Annotated in this window: 17 protein-coding genes and 1 tRNA gene; 7 read left to right on the top strand and 11 right to left on the bottom strand. The window is 36.6% G+C overall.

Annotated features, from left to right (window positions below; all coding sequences use genetic code 11):
- Nucleotides 1-102 precede the first annotated feature (102 nt).
- Nucleotides 103-873, top strand: coding sequence for an IS21-like element helper ATPase IstB (istB, locus tag J2S13_RS10090; RefSeq protein WP_307257626.1), 771 nt, complete (start codon nucleotides 103-105; stop codon nucleotides 871-873).
- Between the two features lie 358 nt (nucleotides 874-1231).
- A tRNA-Val gene (locus tag J2S13_RS10095) sits at nucleotides 1232-1304 on the top strand.
- Nucleotides 1305-1694: 390 nt separating this feature from the next.
- On the opposite strand, the gene J2S13_RS10100 is transcribed toward J2S13_RS10095, so the two are convergent.
- From J2S13_RS10100 to J2S13_RS10115, 4 genes are all read right to left on the bottom strand, one after another.
- Nucleotides 1695-3647 carry a TRAP transporter permease gene (locus J2S13_RS10100; protein WP_307257627.1) on the bottom strand — a complete coding sequence of 651 codons (1953 nt, stop codon included), beginning with the start codon at nucleotides 3645-3647 and terminating at the stop codon, nucleotides 1695-1697.
- A complete protein-coding gene (locus J2S13_RS10105) occupies nucleotides 3637-4158 on the bottom strand; it encodes a DUF1850 domain-containing protein (protein ID WP_307257628.1) in 522 nt (173 codons plus the stop codon). Before J2S13_RS10105 ends, J2S13_RS10100 begins: the two co-directional genes overlap by 11 nt.
- Before the next feature lie 120 nt (nucleotides 4159-4278).
- Complete coding sequence (locus J2S13_RS10110) at nucleotides 4279-5265, bottom strand: TAXI family TRAP transporter solute-binding subunit (protein ID WP_307257629.1); 987 nt, start codon at nucleotides 5263-5265, stop codon at nucleotides 4279-4281.
- A gap of 352 nt (nucleotides 5266-5617) precedes the next feature.
- Nucleotides 5618-6166, bottom strand: coding sequence for a phosphatidylglycerophosphatase A family protein (locus J2S13_RS10115; RefSeq protein ID WP_307257630.1), 549 nt, complete (start codon nucleotides 6164-6166; stop codon nucleotides 5618-5620).
- Between the two features lie 200 nt (nucleotides 6167-6366).
- Here J2S13_RS10115 and J2S13_RS10120 point away from each other — a divergent pair, with 200 nt between their 5' ends.
- The 4 genes from J2S13_RS10120 (at nucleotide 6367) to J2S13_RS10135 (ending at nucleotide 9143) form a co-directional block, all read left to right on the top strand.
- Nucleotides 6367-7098: an alpha/beta hydrolase gene (locus J2S13_RS10120; protein WP_307257631.1), complete on the top strand. Its 732-nt coding sequence runs from the start codon at nucleotides 6367-6369 to the stop codon at nucleotides 7096-7098.
- A 303-nt stretch (nucleotides 7099-7401) separates the two neighbouring features.
- Entirely contained in the window at nucleotides 7402-7908 is a 507-nt protein-coding gene (locus J2S13_RS10125) for a YjcG family protein (protein WP_307257632.1), read from the top strand.
- 7 nt (nucleotides 7909-7915) lie between these two features.
- Nucleotides 7916-8341 (top strand): GNAT family N-acetyltransferase, encoded by a 426-nt coding sequence (locus J2S13_RS10130; protein ID WP_307257634.1) that lies wholly within the window; start codon nucleotides 7916-7918, stop codon nucleotides 8339-8341.
- Nucleotides 8342-8444: 103 nt separating this feature from the next.
- Nucleotides 8445-9143, top strand: a complete 699-nt coding sequence (locus J2S13_RS10135) for a DUF421 domain-containing protein (protein WP_307257635.1) — start codon at nucleotides 8445-8447, stop codon at nucleotides 9141-9143.
- 367 nt (nucleotides 9144-9510) lie between these two features.
- Here J2S13_RS10135 and spoVIF read toward each other — a convergent pair whose 3' ends face one another.
- The 7 genes from spoVIF to J2S13_RS10170 all read right to left on the bottom strand — a co-directional run bounded on the left by spoVIF (nucleotide 9511) and on the right by J2S13_RS10170 (nucleotide 15090).
- A complete protein-coding gene (gene spoVIF, locus J2S13_RS10140; protein ID WP_307257636.1) occupies nucleotides 9511-9765 on the bottom strand; it encodes a sporulation-specific transcription regulator SpoVIF in 255 nt (84 codons plus the stop codon).
- A gap of 383 nt (nucleotides 9766-10148) precedes the next feature.
- A complete protein-coding gene (locus J2S13_RS10145; RefSeq protein WP_307257637.1) occupies nucleotides 10149-10295 on the bottom strand; it encodes a YjcZ family sporulation protein in 147 nt (48 codons plus the stop codon).
- A 147-nt stretch (nucleotides 10296-10442) separates the two neighbouring features.
- Nucleotides 10443-10799, bottom strand: a complete 357-nt coding sequence (gene spoVAE, locus J2S13_RS10150; protein ID WP_307257638.1) for a stage V sporulation protein AE — start codon at nucleotides 10797-10799, stop codon at nucleotides 10443-10445.
- A gap of 302 nt (nucleotides 10800-11101) precedes the next feature.
- Nucleotides 11102-11572, bottom strand: a complete 471-nt coding sequence (gene spoVAC / locus J2S13_RS10155) for a stage V sporulation protein AC (protein ID WP_307257639.1) — start codon at nucleotides 11570-11572, stop codon at nucleotides 11102-11104.
- Nucleotides 11573-11589: 17 nt separating this feature from the next.
- Nucleotides 11590-12057, bottom strand: coding sequence for a YhcN/YlaJ family sporulation lipoprotein (locus tag J2S13_RS10160; RefSeq protein WP_307257640.1), 468 nt, complete (start codon nucleotides 12055-12057; stop codon nucleotides 11590-11592).
- Nucleotides 12058-12202: 145 nt separating this feature from the next.
- Nucleotides 12203-12979 carry an enoyl-ACP reductase FabI gene (fabI, locus tag J2S13_RS10165; protein ID WP_307257641.1) on the bottom strand — a complete coding sequence of 259 codons (777 nt, stop codon included), beginning with the start codon at nucleotides 12977-12979 and terminating at the stop codon, nucleotides 12203-12205.
- Nucleotides 12980-13230: 251 nt separating this feature from the next.
- The gene (locus J2S13_RS10170) at nucleotides 13231-15090 is read right to left on the bottom strand and encodes a monovalent cation:proton antiporter family protein (protein WP_307257642.1); all 1860 of its coding nucleotides are present in this window, start codon (nucleotides 15088-15090) and stop codon (nucleotides 13231-13233) included.
- Between the two features lie 532 nt (nucleotides 15091-15622).
- Here J2S13_RS10170 and prpE point away from each other — a divergent pair.
- Nucleotides 15623-16363, top strand: a complete 741-nt coding sequence (gene prpE, locus J2S13_RS10175) for a bis(5'-nucleosyl)-tetraphosphatase PrpE (protein ID WP_307257643.1) — start codon at nucleotides 15623-15625, stop codon at nucleotides 16361-16363.
- Nucleotides 16364-16377: the final 14 nt, after the last annotated feature.

Raw genomic sequence — 16377 nt, forward strand, 5'->3', positions numbered from 1 at the left:
AGCCTCGATTCAAAAGTCCAAAAATATTAACCCCGCAATAAAAACCACCACAGCAACTAGGGAGATAGATGACTATATTAAAATATTAGGGGGCGGTTTATCATGACGGCAACCGTACATATTCTTCAGGAATATTTGCGACTACTTCGGATGACAGAAACGGCGAATGAACTACCGGTGTTACTTCGTAATGCGGAAAAGATGTCATGGACCTATCAAGAGTTCTTGCAGGAACTGCTCATGTATGAATTAAAACGACGAGACGAAAAAAATGTGGAGAAAAGACTGAAATGGGCCAAGTTTCCTTATCATAAAACGCTAGATGAATTTTATATTGAAGAACAGCGATCGCTTAGTACTCGACAGATAAATCAATTGAAAGAACTCAATTGGTTAGATCAACAATACAATCTCATATTATTAGGACCCCAAGGAGCAGGCAAAACTCATATTTCTATTGGTCTAGGAATAGAAGCTATTCATAAGGGTTATAAGGTGACTTTTTCAACGATGGGTGAACTTGTGCATCTTCTAAAGACAGAAGAGTATATAAGGAAATCTCAAATGCAGCTTAAGAGAATAAGAGACTCAGATTTAGTGATTATTGATGATTTAATGTACATGGCCATCGACCAACGTGAAGCCAATTTGTTCTTCCATCTAGTGAACCATTTATATGAGCGTAGTTCCATCATTTTGACCTCTAATAAGGGGCCAGAAGAATGGGGGGAATTGATGGGGGATCAAGGAATCACTATGGCCATACTGGACCGACTGCTTCACCGCGTGGAAGTGATTCAGCTAAACGACAATGACAGCTATAGACTGAAACATCGATCAACTATTTTTGAAAAGGAAAGTTCGCAAAATTAAAAGGTTAAAACGATTTCCCTTCTCTCATTTGACTAGGGTGGGGGAATTTTAATAACAAAAGTGTTCAAAATTAATTAGCAAAAAGTGTTCAAAACTACTTGACGGTTACAAATGAATGTAAATACAAAGTTTTTTGAATTTAGTGTTAATTTAAGAAGCAATAAGAAAAGATACAACTAGAATTCACCATGTACAGTTAATTAAAAGGGGAAGTGACGATTCGGTGTATTTGATACTGTATAAATGGAAATTTTCTTATCTTTTTTTAACCCCCTAAACTTCCTAAAAATTTTTGTTATGATAACATTGACATTTACGATTAATAATTGTAATATAATAAATGTCATTAAGGATATTTGATTCCGTAGCTCAGCTGGGAGAGCGCCACCTTGACAGGGTGGAGGTCGTTGGTTCGAGCCCAATCGGAATCATCACAATTAACGCTCATCCTATTAAGGGTTGAGCGTTTTTCTAATTTATATAGGAAAAGAAAAGGTTCTATACTAAATGTTGGGGTTTATAAAAATTCACAAAAATTAAAAATACACGTTTACATGCAAAAGTGTTATTAACACATCAATATAAAAACATTGACAATTTTATAGGATAAGAGTGGAGAATTGTGTCCCCACCCCAATATTTGACAAAGAGCCAAAGAAAAAAAATGGTTCCTTAAACTATTTTTTGAATAAATTTTTTACTATTTTAAAAATACAGAACACTTCCACTTCCCTCACAAGAAGTAAAATCCTGATTCCTCCATTTTAAGAATGAAGTCAGGTTTTCTAAAATGATTATGAAGAACTGATTTACTTTTAGGGCTAACCTTGTGCTATTTTTGTTTTATTTTTTTGATTGGATAGAAATTGAATGGTTAACAGGATAGCAAAAATAATAAATCCCATCACATCTGTCAAACCATCTGGATAGATGAGCATTAATCCTGTTGCAATGGCAATGATTCTTTCTAAGATACGAAGCTTTCGATACCAGAATCCAATCATACCCGCTCCGATCGCAACCATTCCTGCGAGAGCGGTCAATAAAACCCACCCTAATTTCCAAATAGTCGTGTCAATCATGAGTAATTCTGGTTGCAAAACAAACATATAAGGAATAATAAAAGCAGCAATAGCTAATCTGGCAGAATTTATACCTGTTCGGATCGGTTCACCTCCTGAAACACCCGCGGCCGCAAATGCTGTCAAAGCAACTGGAGGCGTGATGTCTGCAATAATGCCAAAATAGAACACAAATAGATGAGCCGCTAGTTCAGGAACACCTAATAGTATGATAGCAGGGGCTGCAATGGTGGACGTAATGACGTAATTGGCCGTAGTTGGGGATCCCATTCCAAGAACAAGGGCCGCTAACATCGTAAAGAACAAAGTAAGTAGTAACACTCCATCCGCTAAATCAACTAATCCATTGGCAAGCTTTAATCCCAATCCTGTTTTTGTTACAACCCCGACTATAATTCCAGCCGCAGCCGTAGCAGCCGCCACCGATAAAGCAGTCCTTGCCCCATCGACTAATGCATGGACCGCATCTTTCCAACCAATTCTCGTTTCCTTCTTTAATGCACTAACGACAACAGTAAAAACGATCGACCATAATGCCGCACGCATTACGCTCATCCCACTCATGAGTAAAACGATGACCATTAAAATGGGAATTAATAAATAAATTTTGGAAATAACCTCTTTTTTATTTGGCATTTCTTCATCTTTTAACCCTTTTAGTCCAATTCTTTTCGCCTCAAAATGAGTCATAATCCAAATGCCTGTAAAATAAAGTAAAGCGGGGATTGCCGCTGCTTTCGCAATATCCCAGTATGTGACTCCCCCAATAAATTCCACCATTAGAAAGGCGGCAGCCCCCATGATCGGCGGCATTAATTGTCCTCCAGTTGAAGCGGCAGCCTCTACAGCACCTGCAAATTCCTTTCGATATCCAAGCTTTTTCATCATAGGAATCGTAAATGAACCAGACGTCACAACATTCGCCACCGAACTGCCACTGATCGTACCTTGCAGAGCACTGGAGAATATGGCGACTTTCGCCGGTCCCCCAATCCGCTTCCCCGCAATGGAAACAGCTAAATCATTAAAATATTGACCTACCCCTGTTTTTACTAGAAAAGCACCAAATAGTAAAAACAAGAATATATAAGTAGCCGAAACATATAACGGAGTCCCCAAAATCCCCTCTGTCGTAAAGAACATCGTTTTTACTAATCCTTCTAAATGAACACCGCGATGAACTAAAAAACCTGGCATATAAGGTCCGAAATAGGCGTATAGCAAAAAAATAACAGAAATCATCGTAATTGGCAGGCCAACCGCTCTTCTTGTCGCTTCTAATACTAGTAAAGTAGCCATTAACCCGACATAAAAATCTAGCCCCGTCATCATTCCGGTCCTGCTTACAATATCATCCATCATCAACGGCCAATATGCCCCAACTCCAATGGATAATAAAGCTAACAATAAATCAAACCAAGTAATTTTTTGTTCTTTGAGTCTTTTTTTTCGAAATGGAAACAACAAAAAAATAAGAGAGAGTGCAAATCCTAAATGTATGGAGAGTAATATTTGCTTTGGAAACACTTGAAAAATCGCGGAATAAAGCTGGAATAGTGAAAAAAATAATAAACCAAAAAATACAACCCACCCCATGAAGCCTTTCAATTTCAATGTACTTGCTTCAAGATCATATTTTTCTAGTAGAAGCTTTTGTTCTTCTATCGATATCTGTTTAAATTTATTTTCCAATCATGTTCACTCCTTTGCATAATTGTAGAAGTGACAATCGTTTTACATGAATTTTGACAATCGTACCTGGTGGAATCACGTTCTCTAGTGGACAGATTTTCCCTTTAAAGATGAGTTCATGGCTAATGACAACACGACTTGTGCTCATCTGAATGTTTTGAAACACTTTTTTCATTCCTGTAATGTAATACTTTCCATCTTTCATGATAAATTTTTCATTCTTTTCTGCATGAGCGGGCATCCCAATCGACGTATCCTCGTACATAAGTTCTGTTTGTTGGAATTGATGATTTTTTATTATTTTATAAGTCTCACGTACTTCACTCAGATGGATCGAATGAATGTATCGAATTTGAAATGTTTCCCCTTCTTTTATTGGAAAAAACGATAGAATGTTCCCTTCTTTTTCAAAAACAACAGCTGTGTGGAAGGGGATACACAGTATAAAAATGAGAAAAAGTACTATAAAAAAGACAGTGAGTCGACGCTTTGAAATCACTTTTTGGATCATAATTGATTACTCATTTCCCATTGATTTTTGCATATTCCCCTGTATATTTGGTCTTTGGGACAAGTTCTTTTTCCTACTAAGAAGGGTCTAAAAACTAGAAGAACAGACCCTTCCATCCTCTTATTCTTTCGTGATACCTTTTTCATCGAAATATTTCTTCGCGCCTCGATGGAGCTCAATTCCTAATCCATCTAGTGCTGTTTCTGCTTTAATAAATTTCTTTTTGGCGTGTTGAATTTTATCTGTATTTTCATAAATCGCTTTTGTCATTTTGTAAACCAGATCCTCTGATAAATCGCCACGTACAACTAACATCGCTTGTACGGCAACCGTTGGAACTGATTTATCTAGTTTATATGTTCCTTTAGATACTTCATCCTGGGCATAATAAGGGTACTTTTCTGTTAATTCCTTTATTTTTCCCTCCTGAATTGGAACGATCACGACATCTTCTGTCGCTGCTAAACCTTCAACGGCTCCAGTTGGTGTTCCCGCAGTAATAAACGCTGCATCAATTGTTCTATCTTGAATTCCCGTTGTAGAATCATCAAATGATAAATTTCGTTCCTTAATATCTTTAAATGTCATTCCATGTATTTCAAAGATTTGCTCGGCATTTGCCCGTGTACCAGATCCTGCTTCCCCTACAGAAACAACCTTTCCCTTTAGATCTTCGATGGACTTAATACCCGATTTCTTTGTTGTAACAATTTGAATGGTTTCTGGGTACAATGTTCCGATTCCTTTAATGGTATCGATTTTTTCTTTAAACATATACTTTCCTTCCGTAGCGTATGTGGCAATATCTGTTTGTGTAAAAGCTACCTCTGCATCTTTGGCTTCTAAAATTGCCATGTTCTCTGCTGAAGCACCTGAAGTAATCGCATTCGCATCAATACCAGTTTCATCTTTAATAATTTTTGCAAAAGTTCCCCCCAGAGGGTAATACGTTCCACCAGTACCTCCTGTTGCGATGCTAACAAACTTAACATCCTCTTTTTGATCCCCATTTGTTGCTTTCTCCTTGTCATCATTCCCACACGCAGCTAATACGAGTGAAAAGGCAACAGCAGCCACCGTGCTAGCCATCCATTTTCTTTTTTTCATTGAAATCCCCCTTGTACACCATATTCACTACTACTCTATTACTAAAGTTTCAAAATCATTAATCTTTTTTGAAGCATATTGTGGAAAGAACAAAAGCGCAAGCGCTCAGGCCTGGCGTATGGATTTCGAAGTTTTCGACCGAGATAATGAAAACAAGAACGAGGTAGTCCACGAACTGATGTTGACTTATATTAGGAGTAGTCGGAGAAATTTGCTAGCTGATAGGTGCTGAAGGCTTGCTGTGGACAACATTCTTTAAAAGGTTTAACTACAGTTCTAAATTTTACAGTTTCTGAACAACAAAAAAGTTAGCTAGTAAACGGAAAATTTGCTCGTCACTAGCTAACTTTTTTTACTTAATCATCTTTTCATTTTCTTTAAAAAATGCGGTTGTTAGTTCATCTTCATAGTCCCTTATCCGATGGGCTAATCTTGAAGCTGCACTTGCTGCAATGGCACCTATTAGATCATCTAAAAAAGTATGAACTTTTTCTCCCATTTTTGTGTCTAAATTTTTAATGATTCCTATTTTTTCACTGTCTAGATGGCCGTAGTTTGTGACAGCGATGCTTCCGTAACCAAGTGAGGCACCAAGCGCGATCGTTTCATCAATTCCAAATAAGCTTTCATCTGTTTCTACAATGCTCTGTAACGGTTCAGATAGTTTCCCCTGCTCAGCCAGTGTATCCAATTCAACCCCAACGAGGATTGCGTGTTGGATTTCTCTTTTCAGTAAGACATTTTCAACACTATCGACGCATTCATCCAATGTTAAATTTTGACTATATGGTGATTGGAGTTCAAAGACAATTTCAGCAATGTCTAAAATGGTCACTCCTCTGTCTTTAAGTTTTTGGATCGCTGCTTTTGTAACCTCTTCGGAATGAACTCTTCTTTTCATATTTTACTTTTCCTCCCAATTGTTTACATTCACATTATATCACATAGACTTCAACTATGCTTCTTCATTCTTGTTGCCCTAGATTGGAAAGCCCACTTTCCTGAAAAAAGATCGTTCCCTATTAGTAGGTCTTGAATAAGACTCTTGAAGTTTTTTTATGGTAAAATAATTGAACTATGATTGATTTGGAGGAGAATACATTGGCAATACAGCATGGTACAATCACAGACTTCACAATTGAATCAAAAGAACTCAATGAAGAGATTTCTTTTCTCGTTTATTTACCGGAAAATTTCTCACCCCTTTACAAATATCATCTGCTTATTACACAAGATGGGAAAGATTATTTCCAACTCGGAAGAATTCCACGTTTGGCAGATGAATTCCTAGCAAAAGGGGAAATTGAAAATGTGATCATTGTTGGCATCCCTTATAAAAATGTGAAAGACCGTAGAAAAAAATATCACCCAGATGGGGAGGAAAACAAAGCATATATACGTTTTATTGCGCATGAACTCCTTCCTTTTCTTGAGGAAAAATACCCAACTTTTCAAATGGGGAAAGGTCGAGCATTGATGGGAGATTCTTTAGGGGCCACTGTATCCTTGATGACAGCCCTTCAGTATCCTCACACTTTTGGGAAGGTCGTTTTACAATCTCCCTATGTAGATAAATCTGTGCTACAAGCAGTGGAACAATGTACAGAACTGCATCAATTAGACATCTATCATATTATCGGGAAGGGCGAAACAGAAGTCAAAACGACAGATGGAAAAATAGCCGACTTCCTAACACCGAACCGCGAACTGCATCAATTGTTTCAAAAGATGGGGAAAGATACTTTTTACGAAGAATTTGAAGGGAATCATACATGGAAATTTTGGCAACCAGATTTGAAACGTGCTTTAAAGTTTTTAATTGGGGAAAAATAATCAACATCTGAATCATATAAATAAAAAGATGGAATCACATAGAAAAGTAAAATATTCCTATTCATTTATTGGAATTTATCCCATTTTTACTATACTATTAAATCATGTGATCCGTCATAAGTGAAACAACCATCAGTGGGATATGGCTTCCTTCCCCACTGATGGCTCATTAAACTTAGAACAGGACTTTCGGGCTTACCCAATTAGATTATGAATACTCCACTTCTTTTTGCTTGAGTACCTTGAGCCCGTGAAGCCACAAGAAAATTGATAAAAAATCAATATTTAGGAGGTAGATCTAAAATGAAGTATGGTATAGTTGCGTTCCCTTCAAAGAAATTACAAGATTTAGCGAACTCCTATCGGAAAAGATATGATCCCCATTACTCACTCATTCCTCCACATCTTACGCTTAAGGCACCTTTTGAGGCAGATGAGAATCAACTGAATGAAATCGTTATCAAACTACAGAAGATTTCCAAGAGTAATAAACCATTTCCATTACATGTTTACAAAGTGAGTTCATTTGAGCCTGTAAACAATGTGATCTATTTCAAAGCGGAAATAAACGAGGACCTACAAAAAATTTATCAGGACTTACATGAATTTGGGGATCAACCTCCTTATTCATTTGTTCCTCATATTACGATTGCTCAAAAATTATCCCATAGTGAGTATTCCGATGTATTTAATTCACTGAGAATGGTTGGGATCGAGCATCAAGAGGAAATTGATCGTTTTCACCTCTTATATCAATTAGATAATGAATCATGGACAGTATACGAAACATTTCGCCTCGGAAAGGAATAAGTAGATCGTGAATATCATCATCGCAAAGAAACAAGAAGAATTACAACAAGTATTTAATGTACGCAAAACCGTATTTGTTCAGGAACAAAATGTGTCTTTGGAAGAAGAGATCGACGAATTCGAGCATTCGGCCATTCATTTTCTTTTAAAAGAGGAAGAGCAAGCTTTAGGTGCAGGGCGCTTTCGCATTCTTAATGGAATTGGAAAAGTGGAAAGAATTTGCGTCCTCAAGGAATTACGTGGAAAAGGGGCAGGAAAGAAAATCATGCAGGCGATCGAACAATATGCCAAAAATCAATCCATCCCGCTTTTAAAATTAAATGCCCAAATGCATGCGATTCCATTCTATGAAAATCTCGGCTATCGAGTCGTCTCCGAAGAATTCTTAGATGCCGGCATCCCACATAAAACAATGATTAAAGAGATTGAATAGTCATTTACACCCCCGAAAAAACCGGGGGTATTTCTGTATAAAAATATTTTATTAGCCGATACTCTTGAGGTAAAACCATTGTTTACTAAAGGAGTGCAGTTCTTTGAATCTATGGAGTATTGCTGCTGATTTAGCTGTCGGATATGTTGCCCTCTTTGCATTGACGAAGTTTCTAGGAAAAACACAAATTGCCCAATTAAGCCCTTTTGACTTTGTTTCCGCTGTTACTCTTGGAGAACTTGTTGGAAATAGTATTTATGACAAAGAGATTAGCACGATTAAAATGCTATTTGCCGTTATCATTTGGGGAGCACTGATTTTTATTACTGAAATTGCCACACAGAAATCGAGAAAATTCCGCCATTTTTCCGAAGGCAAGCCGGCGATCATTATTAATAAAGGGAAAATTGACTATCAAGAACTAAAGAAAAATCGATTAGATATGAACCAAATGCAGCATTTACTTAGATCTAAAGATGTTTTTTCAGTTCGCGAGTGTGAATATGCCCTACTGGAAACAGATGGTACATTAAGTGTGTTAAAAAAGCCACTGTATGATGAAGTAACGAAGCAAGATTTAAACTTAATTCACACTCCAAATGAGGGGGTTCTCCCTTTGACGGTCATATTAGATAAAGAGATTATATACGATAATTTAAAAATCATCGATAAAGATGAAAGTTGGTTACGATCTGAGATGGAAAAAGCGGGAATTAAGCATTCCGAAGAGGTTCTTTACGCCGAATGGACAGAGGGACAAAACTTATTCATTCAAACCTTTGACAAAAGAATCTCCTCCTAAAAACCAAAATGCCCTTTGCATGATTCCCTAAACAATTTTATCAAATAATCTTCCGGTTACCTGTACTTGTTGTCGTTCTATAGATAGCGAGAAGATGGTTTGGGATTTCTGCTGTTTATCCTCCCCTTTCCCCATTCCCATCGTCTGTTTTCTCCCTTGCCACTCATTTTGACATTTTTGAATACGCTCTACGATTAAGGGGCTTTTTTTATATTTTTTACTTCGCTCATCATCATGAAAATATTGAAAGTTCAGAATTGGGGATAGAAATCCTATTAGATCACCTTCTTTTTCAACTTATTGATCTGGAGATGTCCATCCAAATCAAAATTCCTAATATTTAAAAAATAACTTGCGATTTCGCAAGTTATTTTTTATTAATCATATTCGAAATTGTATTAAAGTCAATCTTTTTTCCATCTTTTACAATCGATTCAACCAATTTATTTTCCATCTCTCTTGAAACAGGTTTGTTGGCTATTTGTGAAACTTTTCGAATGACATTTCTTACTGTTTTTTCATCTTTAAAATTTGCATTTTGTAATGAATTTGCTAATTCAAAAATATCATTCATATTAACTCCCGTTTTCTTTTCTATATTTTTAAAAAAACCGTTTTGCATCAAGTTCCCTCCTTTTTCAAGCTACTGTTAGCATATGAAAATTTAAGGGAATGGTGAAAAAAATGGGTATAGAGTGAAACTTCATTCAGTGGGGGTTTTCTTCATCCCCACTGAATGTTAGTTGACCTTATCGGACCTTTAGGGGCAGTGATCCTCCACTTATCTTCTTTATTTCCAAATCGTTTTGATGTGGAGGTTTTACTGCCTATTAAGGCGGGAGCAAAAGAAATCAAAAAGGGGCTGTCTCAAAAGTCCATTTTAATATGAATTTTGCCCAAATTAAAAACCCAAGAATGTTAATATGACAGCATTCTTGGGTTTTGCATTTTACCGATTTAGGCTTAGAAAACTACTTTTCGAACAGCCCTTTTTATTCAATTTAATTAGCAAAAGCTTGCGCCCACAATAATTAATAAAATGAATAGTACGACGATTAAAACGAATGTAGAACCACCGCCATAACCACCGCAATAGCCATAACCTGCAACTTGAGGACCACAACCGCAGCCTCCCCAACCGTATCCGGACATTTATTGTCACCTCTCTTTAATCTTAAGCTCACTTCTAACATATGTAAATCGACTAGATCTTGTATGGGCGAATAACTATTTCCCCAAAAATGATGTGAGCTATGGAGATAAGACAATGATTCAATTAAGCATTTCTGGACTCATACTTCATCCTTTTGGTTTAAACAATAATGCCCCAAGGAATCCGAACACAATGGCAGCAGATATTCCTGAACTTGTTACTTCAAACATACCTGTTAAAACCCCAACAATTCCGTGTTTATCCGCTTCTTGCATCGCCCCTTGCACAAGAGAATTTCCAAAACTTGTAATCGGGATTGTTGCACCTGCACCCGCAAAATCAATTAATGGCTCATATAATCCAAAGCCTGCAAGCACTGCACCGATGACGACGAGTAAGCTTAATGTATGGCCAGGTGTTAATTTAGCGACATCGAATAAAAGTTGACCGACAACACAAAATAAACCGCCAATCACAAAGGCCCAAAAAAACATGGCTAACATTTTTCTCTCTCCTTTCTAAATTCCATACTCAACAGCAACTGCATGGGAGAGGCAATGAATGGATTCTTTTTGATGAACAGCTAATGGAGATAAAGTGAATCATTTAGTGGGGGTTTTCTTCATCCCCCACTTAATGTTAGTTAATCTTATCAGACCTTTAGAGGCCGTGATCCTCCACCTATCTTCTTTGTTTCCAAATCATTTTGAGGTGGAGATTTTATTGCCCGTTAAGGCGAGATAAAAGGTTTTCGTAGTAAATTTATAAGTGTTGGTCAAAAAAGAAGATTGTAATCTTTTAATCACTACAACCCTCCCCACATGGTGAGAAGTGTTTTAATAAGTGCAATGATAAACGCTGAAAAAACCCCAAATAAAATGACCGATCCCGCAAGCTTAAACATATTTCCACCAACACCTAGCACAAAACCTTCCGTTCGATGTTCAATGGCTGCTGAAATCACCGCATTTCCAAATCCGGTAACAGGAACAGCACTCCCCGCCCCAGCATATTGACCAAGTCGATCATACACCCCGAACCCAGTTAATAACATTGCGAAGAAAACCATTGTGGCAACCGTAGGATTTCCCGCTGTTTGTTCAGTAAAATTGAAAAAATAAATATAGAAATACATGATAGCTTGCCCAATCGAACAAATGATGCCACCGATGAAAAAGGCACGAATACAATTTTTTAGAATGGGTCGTTTGATTTCATGCTTTTTTTCAATCTTTTCATACCTTTCCTGCTCCACTGTCTTATCCGTATTTGCCATTAGAAGATCCCCCTTTCTTAAGTTAATGCTGACTGTAATTTAAGGATTTCTTCTAATCTTTTCTTCGCTTCTTTTTCGGTCACTTTTCCTTTTGACATATCTTCTTTTAACCGGACGACCTCCAAAAAGATTTTATAATCGCTAGATACTGTAATTTTTTCATCTGGATATTTTTTCTTGAGCGTTTTTTTTAAGTCTTTTTCGATCTTTTTCATTTTAAATCGTTCAAAATGTCTGACCTTATAGGCAACTAAAATATCCTTTTTCCCCTCAATTACGGCTACATCATAAAGTTCATTGAAATTGAGCACATCTTTTTTCACTTGTTCCGCAACACTCTGATCCTTCTTATCTAAATCAACAGGTGGAGGATTGGTTGTTTTGATTAACGCTAACTGGCTATCATCCGTCCCTTTTTTATTATTTGCACCACAACCGACCAGAATGATCGTCATGACAATGATTAAACTTCTTAAAAGGTTCATTTTTCATCCCCCCTTACTGTATTCTAAGTATTATTTTTTTCTATTTTTCATTTTTTATGACTACGTTTTCATAATTGAAAATGTAAGGATTCGAAATTTGGCCAAAAAAAAGAAGAAGCCTCGAAAGACCTCTTCATTGAAAAATTTATCTTGCTAAAATATGATATCCTGAATCAACGTGAATATTTTCACCCGTTATTCCTCTAGACATATCACTAAATAAGAATACAGCTGTATCTCCCACTTCTTCCTGTGTAGTTGTACGACGAAGTGGAGCCTTCTCTTCAATTTCCTTTAAAATTGAGTTGAAATCATTAATCCCTTTTGCAGCAAGAGTACGAATTGGTCCTGCTGAAATGGAATTAATTCGAATTCCATGCTTACCTAAATCAGCGGCTAAATAACGAACACTTGCATCTAGGGAAGCCTTAGCTACACCCATGACATTATAGTTTGTCACAACTCTTTCCCCACCTAGATAAGTCATTGTGACTATACTTCCACCTTCAGTCATTAACTCTTTAGCTGCCTTTGCAACAGCTGTTAAAGAATAAGAACTAATATTATGAGCTAATAAAAATCCATCTCGTGAAGTATCAACAAACTCTCCTGCTAAATCTTCCTTATTGGCAAACGCAATACAATGTGCTAATCCGTGGATCGTTCCGACTTCTTCCTTAATTGTAGCAAAACACTTTTCGATTTCTTCATCTTTCGTAATATCACATGGTAAGATGAAAGCATCTTGGCCTTCTAATGTATCGGCAAGTTCACGGACATTTTTTTCTAAGCGCTCACCAGCATATGTAAAAATTAATCTTGCACCGGAATTGTGTAAAGAACGCGCAATCCCCCAAGCAATACTTCGTTTATTTGCAACTCCCATTACTACAAACGTTTTACCTGCTAAAGAAAGAGTCATTTTGTTTCCTCCTGTTATTACAAGTTATTAGTACCTAGTAATAATTTTAGCATGAATAATCAGTACCTGTAAACATATCTTTCAAAAAGAAGGAGAATTTAGCCCTTTATCGTTGTTTTTGCAAAAAACTCTCCCCCACTCGATAGGAACACGGGAACACCTCTCATTTTTCAAGATAAGAGAATCATTACTGGGAAGCTAACATTTCTTCGTAAAATTATTTCAACACCATTTATTGTATCAAAGCTTATTTAAACATAAGCATAAAACTCTAATTCCCGCTTAAGTTCATCCACATATTCCTTCGAACCTGTCACAATTAAACGGTCATTAAGATGCAATTCGGTATCCCCATGAGGGACGATGGATTCATTTCCACGGTAAATCCGGACAAAGATGACGTCTCCAGTAAACGGAAACGTTCTTAAAGGCATTTCTTCAAATTGTGGGTTATTCATCGTGATTTCATGTAATGATGTTTCCTTATCTGTTAAAATGTCCATGACACTCGGTGATTCAATGAGAGCTCTTAATAAAGCCTTTGATGATAAATAGACGGAGAATACTTCTAATCCATGTTCTAACAAAGGCTCTTCTAAATCTCCACTTTCCACACGAGCGATTACCCGTTCCACTCCTTTATCTTTTGTGGCAAACGCTAAAGTAGCATTTCTTTCTTCATCGCCTGTCATAAGGACCACAATATCAGCATCAAACACTCCATGCGCCTCTAGTGTCTCCACTTCATAATCATCCATTTCGATAATATTAAAAACCGAATTAGCAATTGGACGATCTGATTTATCTTGTTTCGTATGGTATAAAATTGGCGAATACAAGGATGATTTTAATTCTCTAGAAACAGGCATCGTTAGTTGATTAGCTCCTACAAAAGCCACTTGAATTTGGCGATCCTCCGCTGCTTCTTTTGGTAAGAGTTTTTTGAAAATGATCGGTGTAATCACACAAGTAATAACAGCTACTAATATTAACGTCCCACTCATTTGAGGAGTGATTACCTTCATTCTCTCCGCAATTTTCGCTGCAGCAATCACAAGCGAAAGTGTGGATGTCAGCAAGAAAGTCGAAGCCATAGTGGTTTTCATATCATACCACTTTCGTAAATACAACATTGGAATAACCTTGGAAATAAAGAATGCGATCATTAATAAAGGGATAAGCATTAACATTTTCTTATCGCTTAATAATGTCCATAAATCTAAATCGACTCCAACCATTACAAAGAAAATAGGAATCAGGAAACCATAACCGAAGGAATCTAACTGGCGCACTAATTCTTGATTAGGTGACAGAAGTGAGACTAATACCCCCGCTAAAAAGGCTCCTAAAATATTTTCAGCCCCAACGTATTCAGATAACGCAACTAACACCATAATTAAAGTAAAAATAGCCCTTGTTCCAATTTGAACTGTACCTGTAGACAAAGCTGAAAAAAATGATTTTTTCACAAATCGGTTGGCAACGAAATAAAGAATGACTCCTGCACCAAATAAGACGAGCAGTAACCACATGTTACCCCCATCTTCTCCAGAGACAGAGACAAATACGGCAAGTAAGATCATGGTAGCTAGATCGGCAATCACCGCCACTAATAAAATGATTTGGCCAATCCCTGACTTTGTAATATTAGCTTCTTTTAAAGTCGGAACAACTACTCCTAATGAGATCGTTGAAATAATTAACGTCATTAGGAAGGCATTTTCAATTAATCCAAAAAACACAAAGAGATATGATAAACCTAGTGAAACCATGAAAATTCCTGCAAAAATAACGGTTGAAACAAATAATCGATTTGGTTCTTCTTTCCCATTTGGTAACTTGGATTTCTTTTTACCATTTTTAAACGCATTAAAGTCTATTTCAACCCCACTCAAAAACATTAAAAAGATAAAACCTAATGTAGATAAGGTTTCTAACCACATATCCTGCTCAACTAAATTGAAACCACTTTTCCCAATAAATAATCCAATAATGATTTCAGCAACCACAACTGGCATAAAATTCAGTTTCAGCCGATGAAGGATCAGTGGAGTTATAAATGCGGCCACAATCACGATGACTAAAGATATAAGTGAAACATGCTGCTCCATAACTAGTCTCCATCTCCTTTCCCTAAAGACAAGATGCCAATTTATTTAAATATATAAAATGAAACTTCATTCAGTGGGGTTTTCTTCATCCTCCATTGAATGTTAGTTGACCTTATCGGATCTTTAGGGGCAGTGGTCCTCCACCTATTTTTTTGTTTCCAAATATTTTAGATGGAGGTGTTACTGCCCTTAAGGCGGGATAAATTGTAATTTTGTCCCTTATTCACAGATAATTTGAAAATCTAGTAATGTTCTACTTATACTAACAAAAACTATTTGAAATGTCTTTCATAAAAAAACGAATCTTTCGTAAAATTTTTTTGAATGATGTGACCCTTTCATTTTTGGAAAAACATATAATACTTTCTTTAATTTTTATTAAAAAATGATGACATAAAAGTTAACATATGGTTTTCTTTAAATAATTGAGTGTAAGTTGCAATACAAGTTTTTCAGCTCATGATTTCATGTAAAATGAAGAAAAGGAACTTGGGGAGAATAACGAAATAAAAAAGTTTGGAGGGTACGTTTAATGAAAATTGATATTATTGGGGATATTCATGGGTGTTTCGATGAGCTAGTCCATTTGACAGAAAAACTTGGGTATAAATGGGATAAGAATCTTCCCATTCATCCGGATGGCAGATTATTAGGATTTGTCGGGGATCTAACGGACCGGGGCCCAAAATCTCTTCAAGTCATCCATATTGTGTATCATTTATGGAAAGAAAATTTAGCGTACTATTCACCCGGAAATCATTGCAATAAACTTTATCGTTATTTTTTAGGAAATAAAGTTGTAATCACACATGGACTTGAAACAACCGTTGCCGAGCTTGAAGCGTTGCCACAAAATAAACGAGACCATTATCGACAAATGTTTATGGAGTTGTATGATTCTTCCCCTTTGTACCATATTTTAGACAATGGAAATTTAATTATTGCCCATGCCGGAATTCGTGAAAAAGATATCGGAAAATATACAGAGAAAGTAAAATCTTTTGTTTTATATGGTGACATAACTGGAGAAAAACATGCAAATGGAATGCCTGTTAGAAGAGATTGGGCAAAACATTATGAAGGGGAAAGTTGGATTGTCTATGGACATACCCCTGTCAAAGAGGTTCGAATCGTCCATCATACGGCAAATGTTGATACAGGGGCAGTTTTCGGTGGTCATTTATCTGCCTTCCGTTACCCAGAATTAACAGCAGTATCTGTCCCTTCGTCTATGCCTTTAGTTGAGGAGAAATTTAGAGAAACTTTTGATTAAAAAAAGAGCACCAT

The sequence above is a fragment of the Oikeobacillus pervagus genome (genome assembly GCF_030813365.1).
Lineage (GTDB): Bacteria > Bacillota > Bacilli > Bacillales > DSM-23947 > Oikeobacillus > Oikeobacillus pervagus.

Coding starts and splice junctions, on each gene's coding strand:
- spoVAE (WP_307257638.1), bottom strand. CDS start 10,799: ATGTTAGCCATGTTTTTTTGGGCCTTTGTGATTGGCGGTTTATTTTGT.
- J2S13_RS10125 (WP_307257632.1), top strand. CDS start 7,402: ATGAAGTATGGTATAGTTGCGTTCCCTTCAAAGAAATTACAAGATTTA.
- J2S13_RS10145 (WP_307257637.1), bottom strand. CDS start 10,295: ATGTCCGGATACGGTTGGGGAGGCTGCGGTTGTGGTCCTCAAGTTGCA.
- fabI (WP_307257641.1), bottom strand. CDS start 12,979: ATGACTCTTTCTTTAGCAGGTAAAACGTTTGTAGTAATGGGAGTTGCA.
- J2S13_RS10115 (WP_307257630.1), bottom strand. CDS start 6,166: ATGAAAAGAAGAGTTCATTCCGAAGAGGTTACAAAAGCAGCGATCCAA.
- J2S13_RS10110 (WP_307257629.1), bottom strand. CDS start 5,265: ATGAAAAAAAGAAAATGGATGGCTAGCACGGTGGCTGCTGTTGCCTTT.
- J2S13_RS10105 (WP_307257628.1), bottom strand. CDS start 4,158: ATGATCCAAAAAGTGATTTCAAAGCGTCGACTCACTGTCTTTTTTATA.
- J2S13_RS10170 (WP_307257642.1), bottom strand. CDS start 15,090: ATGGAGCAGCATGTTTCACTTATATCTTTAGTCATCGTGATTGTGGCC.
- J2S13_RS10160 (WP_307257640.1), bottom strand. CDS start 12,057: ATGAACCTTTTAAGAAGTTTAATCATTGTCATGACGATCATTCTGGTC.
- prpE (WP_307257643.1), top strand. CDS start 15,623: ATGAAAATTGATATTATTGGGGATATTCATGGGTGTTTCGATGAGCTA.
- istB (WP_307257626.1), top strand. CDS start 103: ATGACGGCAACCGTACATATTCTTCAGGAATATTTGCGACTACTTCGG.
- spoVAC (WP_307257639.1), bottom strand. CDS start 11,572: ATGGCAAATACGGATAAGACAGTGGAGCAGGAAAGGTATGAAAAGATT.
- spoVIF (WP_307257636.1), bottom strand. CDS start 9,765: ATGCAAAACGGTTTTTTTAAAAATATAGAAAAGAAAACGGGAGTTAAT.